14 protein-coding genes are annotated in these 14244 nt (G+C 67.8%); 5 read left to right on the top strand and 9 right to left on the bottom strand.

The features are described 5' to 3' along the window. Nucleotides 1-34: 34 nt before the first annotated feature. Nucleotides 35-580: a Smr/MutS family protein gene (locus ACQVBX_RS04620; RefSeq protein WP_431636734.1), complete on the top strand. Its 546-nt coding sequence runs from the start codon at nucleotides 35-37 to the stop codon at nucleotides 578-580. A 5-nt stretch (nucleotides 581-585) separates the two neighbouring features. Here the strand turns inward: ACQVBX_RS04620 and truD are convergent, their stop codons facing one another. From truD to ACQVBX_RS04575, 9 genes are read right to left on the bottom strand one after another with little or no spacing between them, the layout of a single operon-like run. After that, entirely contained in the window at nucleotides 586-1599 is a 1014-nt protein-coding gene (gene truD, locus ACQVBX_RS04615) for a tRNA pseudouridine(13) synthase TruD (RefSeq protein WP_431636733.1), read from the bottom strand. A gap of 38 nt (nucleotides 1600-1637) precedes the next feature. Further along, on the bottom strand, nucleotides 1638-3092 hold the full coding sequence (mgtE, locus tag ACQVBX_RS04610; protein ID WP_431636732.1) for a magnesium transporter: 1455 nt from the start codon (nucleotides 3090-3092) through the stop codon (nucleotides 1638-1640). Beyond that, nucleotides 3089-3562 carry a 2-C-methyl-D-erythritol 2,4-cyclodiphosphate synthase gene (ispF, locus tag ACQVBX_RS04605; RefSeq protein WP_431636731.1) on the bottom strand — a complete coding sequence of 158 codons (474 nt, stop codon included), beginning with the start codon at nucleotides 3560-3562 and terminating at the stop codon, nucleotides 3089-3091. Before ispF ends, mgtE begins: the two co-directional genes overlap by 4 nt. Nucleotides 3563-3581: 19 nt before the next feature. Then, nucleotides 3582-4277: a 2-C-methyl-D-erythritol 4-phosphate cytidylyltransferase gene (ispD, locus tag ACQVBX_RS04600; protein WP_431636730.1), complete on the bottom strand. Its 696-nt coding sequence runs from the start codon at nucleotides 4275-4277 to the stop codon at nucleotides 3582-3584. Further along, on the bottom strand, nucleotides 4274-4606 hold the full coding sequence (gene ftsB, locus ACQVBX_RS04595; protein WP_431636729.1) for a cell division protein FtsB: 333 nt from the start codon (nucleotides 4604-4606) through the stop codon (nucleotides 4274-4276). The genes ispD and ftsB overlap by 4 nt, the downstream gene beginning before the upstream one ends. A 17-nt stretch (nucleotides 4607-4623) precedes the next feature. Then, nucleotides 4624-5937: a phosphopyruvate hydratase gene (gene eno, locus ACQVBX_RS04590; RefSeq protein WP_431636728.1), complete on the bottom strand. Its 1314-nt coding sequence runs from the start codon at nucleotides 5935-5937 to the stop codon at nucleotides 4624-4626. Between the two features lie 21 nt (nucleotides 5938-5958). Next, nucleotides 5959-6327 (bottom strand): hypothetical protein, encoded by a 369-nt coding sequence (locus tag ACQVBX_RS04585; protein WP_431636727.1) that lies wholly within the window; start codon nucleotides 6325-6327, stop codon nucleotides 5959-5961. Continuing rightward, a complete protein-coding gene (gene kdsA / locus ACQVBX_RS04580) occupies nucleotides 6324-7154 on the bottom strand; it encodes a 3-deoxy-8-phosphooctulonate synthase (protein ID WP_431636725.1) in 831 nt (276 codons plus the stop codon). Before kdsA ends, ACQVBX_RS04585 begins: the two co-directional genes overlap by 4 nt. Continuing rightward, complete coding sequence (locus ACQVBX_RS04575) at nucleotides 7151-8824, bottom strand: CTP synthase (protein WP_431636724.1); 1674 nt, start codon at nucleotides 8822-8824, stop codon at nucleotides 7151-7153. The genes kdsA and ACQVBX_RS04575 overlap by 4 nt, the downstream gene beginning before the upstream one ends. Before the next feature lie 141 nt (nucleotides 8825-8965). Here ACQVBX_RS04575 and ACQVBX_RS04570 point away from each other — a divergent pair, with 141 nt between their 5' ends. The 4 genes from ACQVBX_RS04570 (at nucleotide 8966) to ACQVBX_RS04555 (ending at nucleotide 14204) form a co-directional block, all read left to right on the top strand. Further along, nucleotides 8966-10765: an aminopeptidase P family N-terminal domain-containing protein gene (locus tag ACQVBX_RS04570; RefSeq protein ID WP_431636723.1), complete on the top strand. Its 1800-nt coding sequence runs from the start codon at nucleotides 8966-8968 to the stop codon at nucleotides 10763-10765. A 120-nt stretch (nucleotides 10766-10885) separates the two neighbouring features. After that, nucleotides 10886-12775 carry a DNA topoisomerase IV subunit B gene (gene parE / locus ACQVBX_RS04565; protein WP_431636722.1) on the top strand — a complete coding sequence of 630 codons (1890 nt, stop codon included), beginning with the start codon at nucleotides 10886-10888 and terminating at the stop codon, nucleotides 12773-12775. Nucleotides 12776-12891: 116 nt separating this feature from the next. Next, nucleotides 12892-13449: a sigma-70 family RNA polymerase sigma factor gene (locus ACQVBX_RS04560; RefSeq protein ID WP_431636721.1), complete on the top strand. Its 558-nt coding sequence runs from the start codon at nucleotides 12892-12894 to the stop codon at nucleotides 13447-13449. Between the two features lie 8 nt (nucleotides 13450-13457). After that, the gene (locus ACQVBX_RS04555) at nucleotides 13458-14204 is read left to right on the top strand and encodes an anti-sigma factor (RefSeq protein WP_431636720.1); all 747 of its coding nucleotides are present in this window, start codon (nucleotides 13458-13460) and stop codon (nucleotides 14202-14204) included. Nucleotides 14205-14244: the final 40 nt, after the last annotated feature.

The following is a 14244-nucleotide window of genomic DNA, read 5'->3' as shown; positions in this document are numbered from 1 at the left end:
CGCGGCGACTGCCGCATTGGGTAGCATGGACCCCATGAAGCGCCGCCCGCCCACCACCATCACCGAGGACGACGCGCGCCTGTTCCGCGAGGCGATCGGCGAGGTGCGTGCGTTCGATCCAGCGCCGCCCCCGCCGGTAGCGCCAAAACCGGCACCGCGACCGCGCATGTTCGAAGCCGACGAGGCGGCCGTGCCTGGCGAACTGCTGGAGATGGCGTTCGACCCCGCTCTGATGGAGGTGGGTGAGGAACTGAGCTTCCTGCACGACGGCTATCCGCCGAAGCTGCTCAAGCAGCTCAAGCGCGGCCATTTCAGCGTGCAGGATGATCTCGACCTGCACCACATGAATGCCGCCGCCGCGCAGGCCAGCATCGCCGACTTCTTGGCCGAGGCGCGGCAGAACGGCTTGCGCTGCGTGCGCATCGTGCACGGCAAGGGGCTGCGGTCGAAGTCGGCCGGGCCGGTGTTGAAGTCACTGACCGACCGCATGTTGCGCCGGCGCGACGAGGTGATCGCCTTCGCGTCGGCGCGGCCGGCGCTCGGCGGCACGGGCGCGGTGGTGGTCCTGCTGAAGCGCTAAACCGCTCAGGCGCCTACGTTAGCGAGCTCGCGTACCACCACCGTGGCGTAGGCGCCGGCAGGAAGCTCGAAGGCCAGTTCCAGGGTGGCGTCGTCCAGCCAGCGCCAGCGCAGGTCCTTCGGCATCAGGCGCAGGGCGCGGCGCTCGTGTTCCATGCGCGCTTTGACCAGGCCTTCGGCCAAGTCCGCATGCTCGGCCGCCACCTGGCGCTCCAGCGCTCCGACCACGTCCGTGGCGGGTGGCTCACCCTCGCCCCACAACGGCCCGGATGGGTGGATGTCGCCCTGCGCCAAGCGCCCGGCCAGGGCGTCGCCGAACGGCTCGGGGCCGAACCATGAGCGAGAACCGGCCAGCGACCAGATCTCGCCCGGCAATGCGGTATCCCAGGTGCCCTGCTCCACCCGCGCGGCCAGCACGCTGTTGAAGATCTGCGAACGCGCGGCGGAAAGCAGGATCGAACGCTTGTCGCGATCCATTCGCCGACCGGCGAACATCGCACGCGCCTGCGCCAGGTTGCCGCCCTCGCGGCCAAAGCGCTGCTCGCCGAAGTAGTTAGGGACACCGCGCGCAGCGATCTGCTGCAGCACGCGCTCGGCCGCTTCGCGCTCGCCGCGCACCTCGCGCAGCGTGAGCACGAAGCGGTTGCCGCGCAGCGCTCCACGCTTGAGCTTGCGGCTGTGGCGCGTGGCCGCGAGCACCTGCACCTCGGCATGCGGAAAGGCCGGCCAATCCGGGTCGGGACGACCGGGCAACTGCACGGAAAACGCCTGACGCGTCACTGCATGACGATCCTTCAGACCGGCGTAGCCCACGTTCACCGGCGGCACCTCGGCAAACCGGGCCAGCTCCCGGGCTACCCAATCGGTGTTGGCGCCGCGCTTTTCCACCCACAACAGCGCGTGCTCGCCCGCGCCATCGGCGTCGTAACCGAGGATCTCCTCTACGATGAAATCCTCCGGTGCCACGCGCAGGCGCGCGGTCAACGGCACGGCACCGCAGGCAAAGGGCAATTCGGACACAACACACTCCGCCGGGTGATCCCGGTCAGCTGCAAGGCCTAAAGCAGAAACAACGTCGCCAGGCCAAGGAAGATAAAGAAGCCGCCGCTGTCGGTCATGGCGGTGATCAGCACGCTGGAGCCGAGCGCCGGGTCGCGCCCGAACTTGGTCATCAGCATGGGAATACCCACGCCGGCGAACGCGGCCAGCAGCAGGTTGAGCGTCATCGCCGCGGTCATCACCACGCCCAGCGCCACGTTGCGATACAGCAGGAACGCCACCACGCCGATCACGCCGCCCCAGATCAGGCCGTTGAACAGCGATACTCCCAGCTCCTTGCGCCACAGGCGGCGTGCGCTGTCGGCGTTGATCTGGTTGAGCGCCATGGCGCGCACGATCATCGTGATGGTCTGGTTGCCCGAGTTGCCGCCGATGCCGGCGACGATTGGCATCAACGTGGCCAGTGCCACCAGCTTCTGGATCGAACCCTCGAACAGCCCGATCACCCGCGAGGCGATGAATGCGGTCACCAGGTTGATCGCCAGCCACGACCAGCGGTTGCGCAGGCTGGCCCACACCGAGGCGAAGATATCCTCTTCCTCGCGCAGACCGCCGCGGCTGAGCGCCTCGCTCTCACCTTCCTCGCGGATCACGTCGACCATCGCGTCCACCGTGATGCGACCGATCAGGTGTCCGCCCTCGTCCACCACTGGGGCCGTCACGAGGTCGTAGCGTTCGAACGCCTGCGCCACCTCGTAGGCATCGTCGTGCGGGTGGAAGGTATTGACGTCCGGCGCCATCACGGCACCGACCATCTTGTCCGGCGAATTGACCAGCAACCAGTGCAGCGGCAGCACGCCGGTGAGCAGGTTGTCTTGGTTCACCACGAACAGCTTGTCGGTCTGCGCGGGCAGCTCGTCGAACCGGCGCAGGTAGCGCAGCACGGTTTCCAGGCTCACGTCCTCGCGGATCGTGACCATCTCGAAATCCATCAGCGCGCCAATCTGGTCGTCCTCGTAGGACAGCGCCGACTGCACCCGCTCGCGCTGTTGCGCGTCGAGGCTGGCCATCAGCTCCGGCAGCACCTCGGTGGGCAGGTCCTCGACCAGGTCGGCCAGCTCGTCGGCGTCCAGCGGCTCGACCGCCGCCATGATCTCGCCCTGGTCCATGTCGGCGATGAGCGACTCGCGCACCGCGTCGGACACTTCCAGCAGGATCTCGCCGTCGCGGTCGGCGCGAACGCGCTGCCATACCGCCAAGCGATCGGCCAGCGGCAGCGATTCCAGGATGAAGGCGATATCGGCCGGGTGCAGCGGGTCGAGCTGCTGTTGGAGCACGTCACCGCTGTCGCGCAGCGCTTCGGCGATCGGCGCGCGATCGACCGGGCTGGCGCCGTTGTCGCGCAGCTCGTCCAGCTCATCGCGCATGCGCGACTGCTGCCGCAGCAGCTCGACGATGGTTTCCAACTGCTCCTGCAACCGGTTGCCGGAACCGCGGGCCTCGACCTCGCTCACGCGCGCTCCAGCAGCACGCAGGCTTGCGCCGCAATGCCCTCGCCGCGGCCAGTGAAGCCCAGTTTCTCGGTGGTGGTGGCCTTGACACTCACCTGTGACAGATCGCAGCCCAGATCCGTCGCCAGGTTCTGACGCATCGCCGGCGCGTGCGGGCCGACCTTGGGCGCCTCGCAGATCACCGTTACGTCCGCGTTGCCCAGGCGGTAGCCCTGTTGCGCCATCAACACGGCCGCGTGGCGCAGGAACTGGCGGCTGTCGGCGCCGCGCCAATGCGGATCCGACGGCGGAAAGTGCTGCCCGATATCGCCCAGCGCCAGCGCCCCGAAAATGGCATCGCACAGCGCGTGGATCACCACGTCTCCATCGGAATGGGCGAGCAGCCCGCGCCCGTGCGGCACACGCACGCCGCCCAGCGTGACGAAATCGCCATCGCCGAACGCATGCACGTCAAAACCCTGACCGATCCTCACCCTTCGCCCCCTGTGCGCATTACGCCGTCCTCGCCAGCAGGAATTCGGCCAGCGCGAAGTCCGCTGCCGTGGTGACCTTGATGTTGTCCTCCGCGCCTTCGACCAGCAACGGGGAGTGGCCGGCCAGCTCCATCGCCATCGCCTCGTCGCTCACCGTCACGCGATCATGCGCCGCCTGGCGCAGCGCAGCCGACAGTGCAGCACGGCGGAACATTTGCGGCGTGAACGCGCGCCAGCGGTGGTCGCGCGGCTCGGTCAGCGCGCTGCGGCCGTCGGCGTTGGCGCGCTTGAGCGTATCGCGCAGCGGTGCGCCGAGCAGGCCGCCGTCCGCTGCACTGGCGCGGTCGATCAGGCGTGTGATGTCGTCCAGCCGCACGCAGGGCCGGGCCGCATCATGCACCAGTACGAACTCATCGGTGGCGACCGCATCCGGCAAGGCATCGAGCCCGGCGAGCACGGAATCACAGCGCTCCGCACCGCCCACTGCCGTACATACCGGCTTGCCGTGCAGCATCGAGATGCCGGACCACAGCGCGTCGCCTGCCGACAGCACCACCATCAGCCCCGCGATGTGTGGATGCCGGGCCAACCGGTCGAGCGTGTGCTCGATCAGCGGCCGCCCGGCCAGCGTCAGGTACTGCTTGGGGCGATCACCGCCGACGCGCATTCCGCGCCCGGCCGCCGGCACCACGCACCACAGTGCGGCCGTGTTCATGGCTGTCCGGCGGCGGGAGCGGTGGACGCCGCGGCAGGCGCTGCGTTGGCGCCGGGCTTCTCGACCACCTGATAGAACGTCTCGCCGGGCTTGATCAGCCCCAGCTCGGCGCGCGCACGCGCTTCCACCGCCTGCTCGCCGCTCTTGAGATCGGACACATCCGCGGCCAGCGCCTGGTTGCGCTGCTGCAGGCGCTGGTTCTCATCCGCCTGCTTTTTCACGGCCGCGCGCAGGGCGTCGACTTCGCGCATGCCGCCCGCGTCGCTCCACAGCTTTACCTGCAGAGCGATCAGCAAAGCCAGCAGGATCAGCGCGACCCAGCGCAGCATGGCGGCCTTGTTCCCGCTCAGCCAGGCAGGCGGGCGAGGTTGGGGAACGCGTGGCGCCCGGCGTAGCGGGCCTCTGCGCCCAGCTGCTCCTCGATGCGCAGCAGCTGGTTGTACTTGGCTACGCGGTCGCTGCGGCACAGCGAACCCGTCTTGATCTGGGTCGCCGTGGTGGCCACCGCGATGTCGGCGATGGTGGTGTCCTCAGTTTCGCCGGAGCGATGCGAGATCACCGCCGAGTACTTGGCCGCGTCGGCCATGGCGATGGCTTCCAGCGTCTCGGACAGCGTGCCGATCTGGTTGACCTTGATCAGGATCGAGTTGGCGATCTTCTTCTCGATGCCCTCGCGGAAGATCGTCGGGTTGGTGACGAAGAGGTCGTCGCCGACCACCTGCACGCGGTCGCCGATGGTGTCGGTGAGCAGCTTCCAGCCGGCCCAGTCGCCCTCGGCCATGCCGTCCTCGATGGTGACAATCGGGTACTGCTTCGCCCAGCCGGCCAGCAGGTCGACGAACTGCTCGGAGGTGTACTGCTTGCCCTCGCCGGCCAGGTCGTACTTGCCGTCCTTGTAGAACTCCGAGCTGGCGGCATCGAGGCCCAGCAGGATCTCGCTGCCGACCTTGTAGCCGGTCTTGGTGATTGCCTCGAGGATGGTGTCCAGCGCCTCGATGTTGGAGCGCAGGTTCGGCGCAAAGCCGCCTTCGTCGCCCACCGCCGTATTCAGGCCCTTGCCCTTGAGCACGCTTTTGAGCGCATGGAAGATCTCCGCGCCGGCGCGCAGCGCCTCGGCGAAGGTCGGCATGCCCACCGGCAGCACCATGAATTCCTGCACGTCGATGTTGTTGTCCGCGTGCTCGCCGCCGTTGATGATGTTCATCATCGGCACCGGCAGCATGCCGGGCTTGCCGGTGGTGCCGTTGATTTCCGCCACGTAACGCCACAGCGGCAGCTTGCGCTGCGCGGCGACGGCATGCGCGGCGGCCATCGACACGCCCAGCAACGCGTTGGCGCCGAGCTTGCCCTTGTTCGGCGAGCCGTCGAGGTTGATCAGCTTGGCGTCGAGTCCACCCTGGTTGGCCGCATCGAAGCCTTTCAGCGCGCTGGCGATGGCGCCATTGACGTGGCCGACCGCCGTCTTCACGCCCTTGCCGCCATAGCGCGCCTTGTCACCATCGCGCAGCTCCACCGCCTCGCGGGTGCCGGTGGAGGCGCCACTGGGAACTGCAGCACGACCGAAGCCGCCGCCGGCCAGGGTGACTTCGGCCTCCAGCGTGGGATTGCCGCGGGAGTCGAGGATTTCGCGTGCGTGGATGCGGGTGATGTCGGTAGTCATGCGATTCCTTAAAGGGCGGGTTTAGGTAGCAAAGGTGAAGAGGCAGAGCGCTACGAGGAACGAGAGATTAACCATCATTCCGAGACGCGCATAAAGCTTGCTCCGCGCGGGGCGCCACCCGGCCACCAGCCCAGCCACGAAGCCGGCCAGTGCTAGAGGCAAGGAAAGGATCACGCCCCGCACGGCCCCCACCATGAACCCTAAAGATGGGCCGACGGTGCCGAGCGCCACGGGACCGGGACGGGGAGCCGCCGCGGCCATGCTCACGGCTCCCAGGACCAGCGGGATGAGCACCGCCAGAAGCCCGAGGACGACCGACACGATGGCGAACCTAGAGTGCTTGGAGAGCGCGCCTTCCACATCATCTTGTCCGACCGGGCTGCGGCTCACTGGCTCTCCAGGAACCCGTGCCGCTTGGTCACAGCATCGAGTTCGAGCAGAGTCTCCAGCAAGGCCTCCATCTTGCCCAGCGGCCAGGCGTTGGGGCCGTCGGAAAGCGCCTTATCTGGATCAGGGTGCGTCTCGGCGAATAAGCCAGCGATGCCCACCGCTACCGCCGCGCGCGCCAGCACCGGCACGAACTCGCGCTGGCCGCCGGAGGTGGCGCCCTGCCCGCCCGGCAACTGCACCGAGTGGGTGGCGTCGAACACCACCGGGCAGCCGGTATCGCGCATCACGCTGAGCGAGCGCATGTCCGACACCAGGTTGTTGTAGCCGAAGCTGGCGCCGCGCTCGCACACCAGGATGTCGTCGTTGCCGACGTCCTTGGCCTTGGCCACCACGTGCTTCATGTCCCAGGGCGCGAGGAACTGGCCCTTCTTGATGTTCACCGGCTTGCCAGCGCGGGCCACCTTCTGGATGAAATCGGTCTGGCGGCACAGGAACGCGGGGGTCTGCAGCACGTCGACCACCGAGGCCACCTCGTCCATCGGCGTGTACTCGTGCACGTCGGTGAGCACCGGCAGGCCGAGCTGACGCTTGACCTCACCGAGCACGCGCAGGCCTTCCTCCATGCCCGGGCCGCGGAAGCTCTGGCCGGAGGAACGGTTGGCCTTGTCGAAGCTCGACTTGAAGATGAAGTGGATACCCAGCCGTGTGGTGATCTCCTTCAACGTGCCGGCGGTATCGATCTGCAGTTGCTCGGACTCCACCACACACGGCCCGGCAATCAGGAACAGCGGCTGGTTCAGCCCGACTTCGAATCCACACAGCTTCATGCCACCGACTCCTTCGCCGCCAGGCGCTCGGCACCCTGCACGGCCTTGTATTCGCGCGCCGCGCGGACGAACCCGATGAACAGCGGATGCCCGTCGCGCGGGGTGGAGGTGAACTCCGGATGCGCCTGGCAGCCCAAGAACCACGGGTGCTTCTGCGGCGACAGCTCGACGATTTCCACCAGCAGGTCATCCATCGACTTGCCCGAGATCACCAGCCCAAGATCCTCGAACGACTGGCGATAGCGGTTGTTGAACTCGTAGCGGTGGCGATGACGCTCGCGCACCACGTCCTGGCCATACATCTCGCGCGCCAGCGTGCCGGCCTTGAGGCGGCATTCCTGCGCGCCCAGACGCATGGTGCCGCCAAGGTCCGAGCGTTCACTTCGCTGCTCGACTTCGCCGGTGGCTGTGGTCCACTCGGTGATCAGCGCGATCACCGGATTGGCCGTGTGGCGGTCGTTCTCGCTGGAGTCGGCGTCGGCGAGGCCAGCGACGTGGCGGGCAAAGTCCACCACGGCCGCGTGCATGCCGTAGCAGATGCCGAAGTACGGCACGCCGTGCTCACGGGCGTACTTGGCCGCAAGCACCTTGCCCTCGAAGCCGCGCTTGCCGAAACCGCCGGGCACCAGAATGGCATCGGCGTGGCCGAGCACCTTGGCGGCGCCTTCGGCCTCGATCTGCTCGGAGTCGATCCACTCCAGGTTCACCCGGGTCTGCTGCTTGATGCCGCCATGGCGCAGCGCCTCGCCCAGCGACTTGTAGGCGTCCTTGTGCTCGACGTACTTGCCGCAGATCGCGACGGTGATCTCGTCCTTCGGATGCACCACGGCGTCCACCGTGCGCTGCCAGCCGCTGAGGTCGGCCGGCTTGGCGTCCAGGCCGAGCTTCTTCACCACGATGTCGTCCAGGCCCTGGCTGTGCAGCCACAGCGGGGTCTTGTAGATCACGTCCACGTCCACCGCGCTGATCACAGCGTTCTCCGGCACATTGGTGAACAACGCGATCTTGCGGCGCTCGCCGTCCGGCAGCGGCTCTTCGCAGCGGCACAGCAGGATGTCCGGCTGGATGCCGATCGAGCGCAGCTCCTTCACCGAGTGCTGGGTGGGTTTGGTCTTGATCTCACCGGCGGCCTTGATGAAGGGCACCAAGGTGAGATGCATGAACAGGCACTTCTCCGGGCCGTGCTCGATGCGCAACTGGCGGATCGCCTCCAGGAACGGCAGCGACTCGATGTCACCCACCGTGCCACCGATCTCCACCAGCGCCACGTCGAAGCCTCGGGTGGCCTCGTGGATGCAGTGCTTGATCTCGTCGGTGATGTGCGGAATCACCTGCACGGTGGCGCCGAGGTAATCGCCGCGGCGCTCCTTGCGGATCACGCTCTCGTAGATCTTGCCGGTGGTGATCGAGTTCTTGCCGGTCAGGCGGGTATGGACGAAGCGCTCGTAGTGGCCGAGGTCGAGGTCGGTCTCGGCGCCGTCGTCGGTGACGTACACCTCGCCGTGCTGGAAGGGACTCATGGTGCCCGGATCCACATTGATGTAGGGATCGAGCTTCATCATGGTGACGGAGAGACCACGCGCTTCCAGGATGGAAGCCAGCGACGCCGCGGCGATGCCCTTGCCAAGTGAGGACACCACACCGCCGGTGACGAAAATCAGGGGGGTCATGGGATGCAGCCGTGCTGGAAATTAGGCATTTTAGCGGCAGACGCGCCCGACCGCGAGACGTCCGAGGCAAATTCTCCCGACGCGGTTCATCTGCCACGCGCCATCCGGCGCTACGACTGGCCGCGCTGATAGCATTGAGTGATGAGCCACCCCATCCCTCCCCGTCTTGCCGCCCTGCGCCAGGCCATGGCCGCCCACAACGCGGCCGCCTGCCTGGTACCCACTGCCGATCCGCATCTGTCCGAATACCTGCCCGACCACTGGGCGGCGCGCGAATGGCTGTCCGGCTTCACCGGTTCGGCCGGCACGCTGCTCGTCACCCAGACGCACGCGGGCCTGTGGACCGATTCGCGCTACTTCTCCCAGGCCGAGCAGCAGCTGGCCGGCAGCGGCGTGGCCCTGATGAAACAAAAGGTGGCGCACGCGCCGGAGCATCTGACCTGGCTGCAGCAGTACCTGCATGCCGGCGATGCAGTCGCCATCGCCGGTGACAGCCTCAGTCCCTCATCCCGTCGCCAGATCACGCGCCTGCTCGAAGACGTCGGCGCACGCCTGCGTACCGACCTGGACCTGCCCGCCGCCGTATGGACCGACCGACCCGCCCTGCCGAAGAGCCCGGTAGTCGAGCACGCGCTCGCCTGGGCCCATACACCGCGCAGCGACAAGCTGGCGCGGGTTCGCACCGCCATGCGCAAGGCCGGCGCCACGCACCACCTGGTGTCGAGCCTGGACGACGTGGCCTGGTTGACCAACCTGCGCGGCAGTGACGTGGAATGCAATCCGGTCTTCCTCGCCCATCTGCTGATTGAGGCCGAGGGCAAGGCGACCCTGTTCGTGGATCGCCGCAAGTTGAGCGACGCGCTGGTTGCCGCGCTCGGCAAGGACGGCGTGCAGATCGCCGAGTACGCCGCCATCGGCGACGTGCTGGGCGAACTGGCTGCGACCGACGTCCTGCTGCTGGACCCGGGCAAGATCGTCTGCGCCGTGGCCGATGCCGTGCCCGCCAGCGTGAAACAGCTCGAGGCGGCCAACCCGTCCACGGCGATGAAGGCGCGCAAGAGCGCCGCCGAGCTGGACCACATCCGCGACACCATGCGCCGCGACGGCGCGGCCCTGGTGCGCGCGTTCCGCCGGCTGGAAGAACGCCTCGCCGCCGGCATGGCGCAGACCGAGCTGGACGTGGACACGCTGGTGCGCGAGGAGCGCGCCGCGCAGCCGCATTTCATCGGCGAGAGCTTCGCCACCATCGCCGGCTACCAGGCCAACGGCGCCCTACCGCACTACCGCGCCACGCCGGAGCATCACAGCGCGCTGGCCCGCAAGGGCCTGCTGCTGGTGGATTCGGGCGGCCAGTACCTGGGCGGCACCACCGATATCACCCGCGTGCTGGCGCTAGGCGAAACCACCGCCGAGCAGCGCCGCGATGCCACCCTCGTCATGAAGGGCTTGATCGCCCTCTCGCGCGCCCGTTTCCCTAAAGGCGCCAGCGGTCCGCAGCTCGATGCCCTGGCCCGCGCGCCGCTGTGGGCAGCCGGCATGGACTATGGCCATGGCACCGGCCACGGCGTGGGTTACTTCCTCAATGTGCACGAAGGGCCGCAGGGCATTCGTCCGCCCATCAGCGGCGGCGCGCTGGTGGCGCTGGAGCCGGGCATGATCACCTCGATCGAGCCGGGCCTGTACAAACCGGCCCGGCACGGCATCCGCCACGAGAACCTGGCGGTGGTGGTGGAGGCCGAGCAGACCGAGTTCGGCGACTTCCTCGCCTTCGAGACGCTTACGCTCTGCCCGTTCGACCGCCGCGCGCTGGAGCCGAACCTGCTCAACCCGGAAGAACGCGCATGGCTGGACGACTACCACGCCAGCGTGCGCGCGGCGCTCAGTCCGCTGCTCGACGGCGCTGACCTCGCCTGGCTCGAACGCCACTGCGCTCCGCTGTGATCCCGTCGCGTCTGGCGAGACGACGCCCACCGATGCTGTGGCGGCCGCCCGCCCTCACGGCTTGACCCCATCAGCGGCACCACCCATTCTCCCGCGCCTTATCCGAGTCGAACGTATTCCATGAGCAGTCGCTACAACGCCGCCGATATCGAAGTCCTCTCCGGCCTTGACCCGGTCAAGCGCCGCCCCGGCATGTATACCGACACCTCGCGCCCGAACCACCTGGCGCAGGAAGTCATCGATAACTCGGTGGACGAGGCCCTCGCCGGCCACGCCAAGAACATCGAGGTGGTGTTGCTGGCCGACGGCTCGGTCAAGGTCACCGACGACGGCCGCGGCATGCCGGTAGACATCCATCCCGAAGAAGGCGTGCCGGGCGTCGAGCTGATCCTCACCCGCCTGCACGCGGGCGGCAAATTCAGCGGCAAGAACTACAACTTCTCCGGCGGCCTGCACGGCGTGGGCGTGTCGGTGGTCAACGCGCTGTCGCAGCGCGTCGAGGTGACCATCCGCCGCGACGGCAACGAATACCGCATGGCGTTCGAGCACGGCGACCGGGTCAGCGAGCTGGAAATCATCGGCTCGGTGCCGAAGAAGAAGACCGGCACCACCGTGCACTTCTGGGCCGACCCGAAGTACTTCGACTCGCCGAGGATCTCGGTCTCCAAGCTCAAGCACCTGCTGCGTGCCAAGGCGGTGCTGTGCGCCGGTCTCAACGTCACGCTCATCGACGAAGCCAGCGGCGAAACCACCCAGTGGCATTACGAGGACGGCCTGCGCGATTACCTGCGCGGCGAGCTGGAGGGCGCCGAGGCGCTGCCGGCCGAACTGTTCGTGCACCACGTGGCGCGCGACACCGAGGGCCTGGACGTCGCGCTCACCTGGGTGCCGGAAGGCGAGCTGGTGCAGGAAAGCTACGTCAACCTGATTCCGACCGCGCAGGGCGGCACCCACGTCAACGGCCTGCGCACCGGCCTGACCAACGCCATCCGCGAGTTCTGCGACATCCGCAACCTGCTGCCGCGCGGAGTCAAGCTGGCGCCGGAAGACGTGTGGGAGCGGCTGTCGTTCGTGCTCAGCGCCAAGCTGCTCGACCCGCAGTTCGCTGGCCAGACCAAGGAGCGACTGTCCTCGCGCCAAGCCGCGGCGCTGGTGGAGAACGTGATCCACGACGCCTTCAGCCTGTGGCTGAACCAGCATGTGGATCTGGGCGAGAAGATCGCCCAGCTCGCCATCGAACGTGCCAGCGCGCGCCTGAAGGCGGCCAAGCAGGTGGTGCGCAAGAAGATCACCCAGGGCCCCGCCCTGCCCGGCAAGCTGGCCGACTGCACCGCCACCGACCTGACCCGCACCGAGCTGTTCCTGGTCGAGGGCGACTCGGCCGGCGGCTCGGCCAAGCAGGCGCGCGACAAGGAGTTCCAGGCGATCCTGCCGCTGCGCGGCAAGATCCTGAACACCTGGGAAGTGGAGTCCACCTCGGTGCTCGCCTCCGAGGAAGTGCACAACCTGGCCGTGGCGATCGGCTGCGATCCGGGCAAGGACGACCTCTCCGGCCTGCGCTACGGCAAGGTGGTGATCCTCGCCGACGCGGACTCCGATGGCCTGCACATCGCCACGCTGCTCTCGGCGCTGTTCCTCAAGCACTTCCCGGCGCTGGTGCGCGAAGGCCACGTGTTCGTGGCGATGCCGCCGCTGTTTCGCGTCGACGTGGGCAAGCAGGTGTTCTACTGCCTCGACGAGGGCGAGAAACAGGCCATGCTCGACCGCATCGAGCGCGAGAAGATGAAGGGTGCCGTGAGCACCACCCGCTTCAAGGGCCTGGGCGAGATGAACCCCGCACAGCTGCGCGAGTCGACCATCCATCCGGACACCCGCCGTCTGGTGCAGCTCACGGTGGACGACAACGAAGGCACCGCGAAGCTGATGGACATGCTGCTGGCCAAAAAGCGGGCCAGCGACCGCAAGTCCTGGCTGGAAGAGAAGGGCGACCTCGCCACGCTGGAAGTCTGATTTCCCGCCTCTTGCCGGAGGCACCGACCAGACGCCATGCTTGACCGCATGTACACGTCCAAGCCCCGCTCTCGCCTCCGATCCCGTGTCGCGCGTCTGTGCCGGGGCGCTCCCGGATGAGCACGGTCGACACGGCCGAGCGCGAAGAACTCGCCGAGCTCCTGGCGGCCTCCAGTCGCCAGGACCAGCGCGCCTTCGCCGAACTCTATCGCCGCACCTCCTCGCGCCTGTTCGGCGTATGCATGCGCATGCTGCGCGACCGCGCCGAGGCCGAAGAGGTATTGCAGGAGGTGTTCATCTCCGTGTGGCGGCGCGCCGACACCTTCGATCCAGGCAAAGCCAGCGCCATCACCTGGCTGGTGACGATGGCGCGCAATCGCGCGATCGATCGACTGCGCCAGCATCGCGAAACCGCGCTGGACGATTCGATGATGTTCGACCTGGAGGACGAGGGCCCCAGCCCTGCAGCCAGCGCCGAGAGCAGCCAGGAACGCTTGCGCCTGGAACAATGTCTGGATGGCCTCGAGCCACAGCAGAAGTCAGCGATCCGTGCAGCCTTTTTCTCCGGCGCTACGTATAACGATCTGGCCGCACGCTGCCGGGTGCCGCTGGGAACCATGAAGAGCTGGATCCGGCGCAGCCTGATTCGCCTGCGGATATGTCTGGAACAATGAACAGCGCGATGCCCCCCAGCCAGGAAGAGCTCCGCTACGCCGAGTACGTACTCGGCGTGCTGGATGCCGACGCGCGTGCGGCGGTGGAGCAGGAGGTGCGCACCGATTCGGCGGCCGCCGCCGCCGTGGCGTTGTGGCAACGCCACCTGATGCCGCTGAGCGAGGACATCGCCCCAGTCCAGCCGGCCGATTACGTGTGGGTGCGCATCCGCGAGACACTCGGCCTGGATGTGCCGGCGGTTTCCCGCCGGCCGACGCCCCCGGCGCCGGCGCGCGGCGGCTGGTGGAACAGCCTGCCGCTGTGGCGCTGGGTGGGCGCGGCGGCCACGCTGGCCGCCGCGGCCAGCTTCGCGCTCTGGTTCGTCGCGCCGCGAGCGCCGCAGGCTCCCACGACCGCTGCCGCGAACCCCGGGCCGGACTACATGGTCGCCAGCATCGCGCAGGACAACGGCGTGGCTGGCTGGACGGCCACCATGGATCTCAAGCAGGCGAGCATGGTGATCGTGCCGGCGACGCCCGCGACGCTTGCGGCCGATCGCTCGGCCGAACTGTGGCTGGTGCCACCCGGCGAGAAGCCGATCTCGCTGGGCGTGATCGGCTCGAACAAGTCGACCACCGTGCATCTGCGTCCGGATCTGCTGGCGCGTCTGAGCGCGAAGGCCTTGCTCGCCGTGTCGAACGAACCGCTGGGTGGCTCGCCGACCGGCCAGCCCACCGGCGCGATCATCGCCAAGGGCGCCATCAGCGGCGCTTGATCCGGTCATCGTCCCGAGTACGGACGATTACGTGGCGTGA

This window comes from Dyella thailandensis (assembly GCF_050749815.1).
GTDB lineage: Bacteria > Pseudomonadota > Gammaproteobacteria > Xanthomonadales > Rhodanobacteraceae > Dyella_A.
This window is presented reverse-complemented; position numbering and strand designations above follow the sequence as displayed.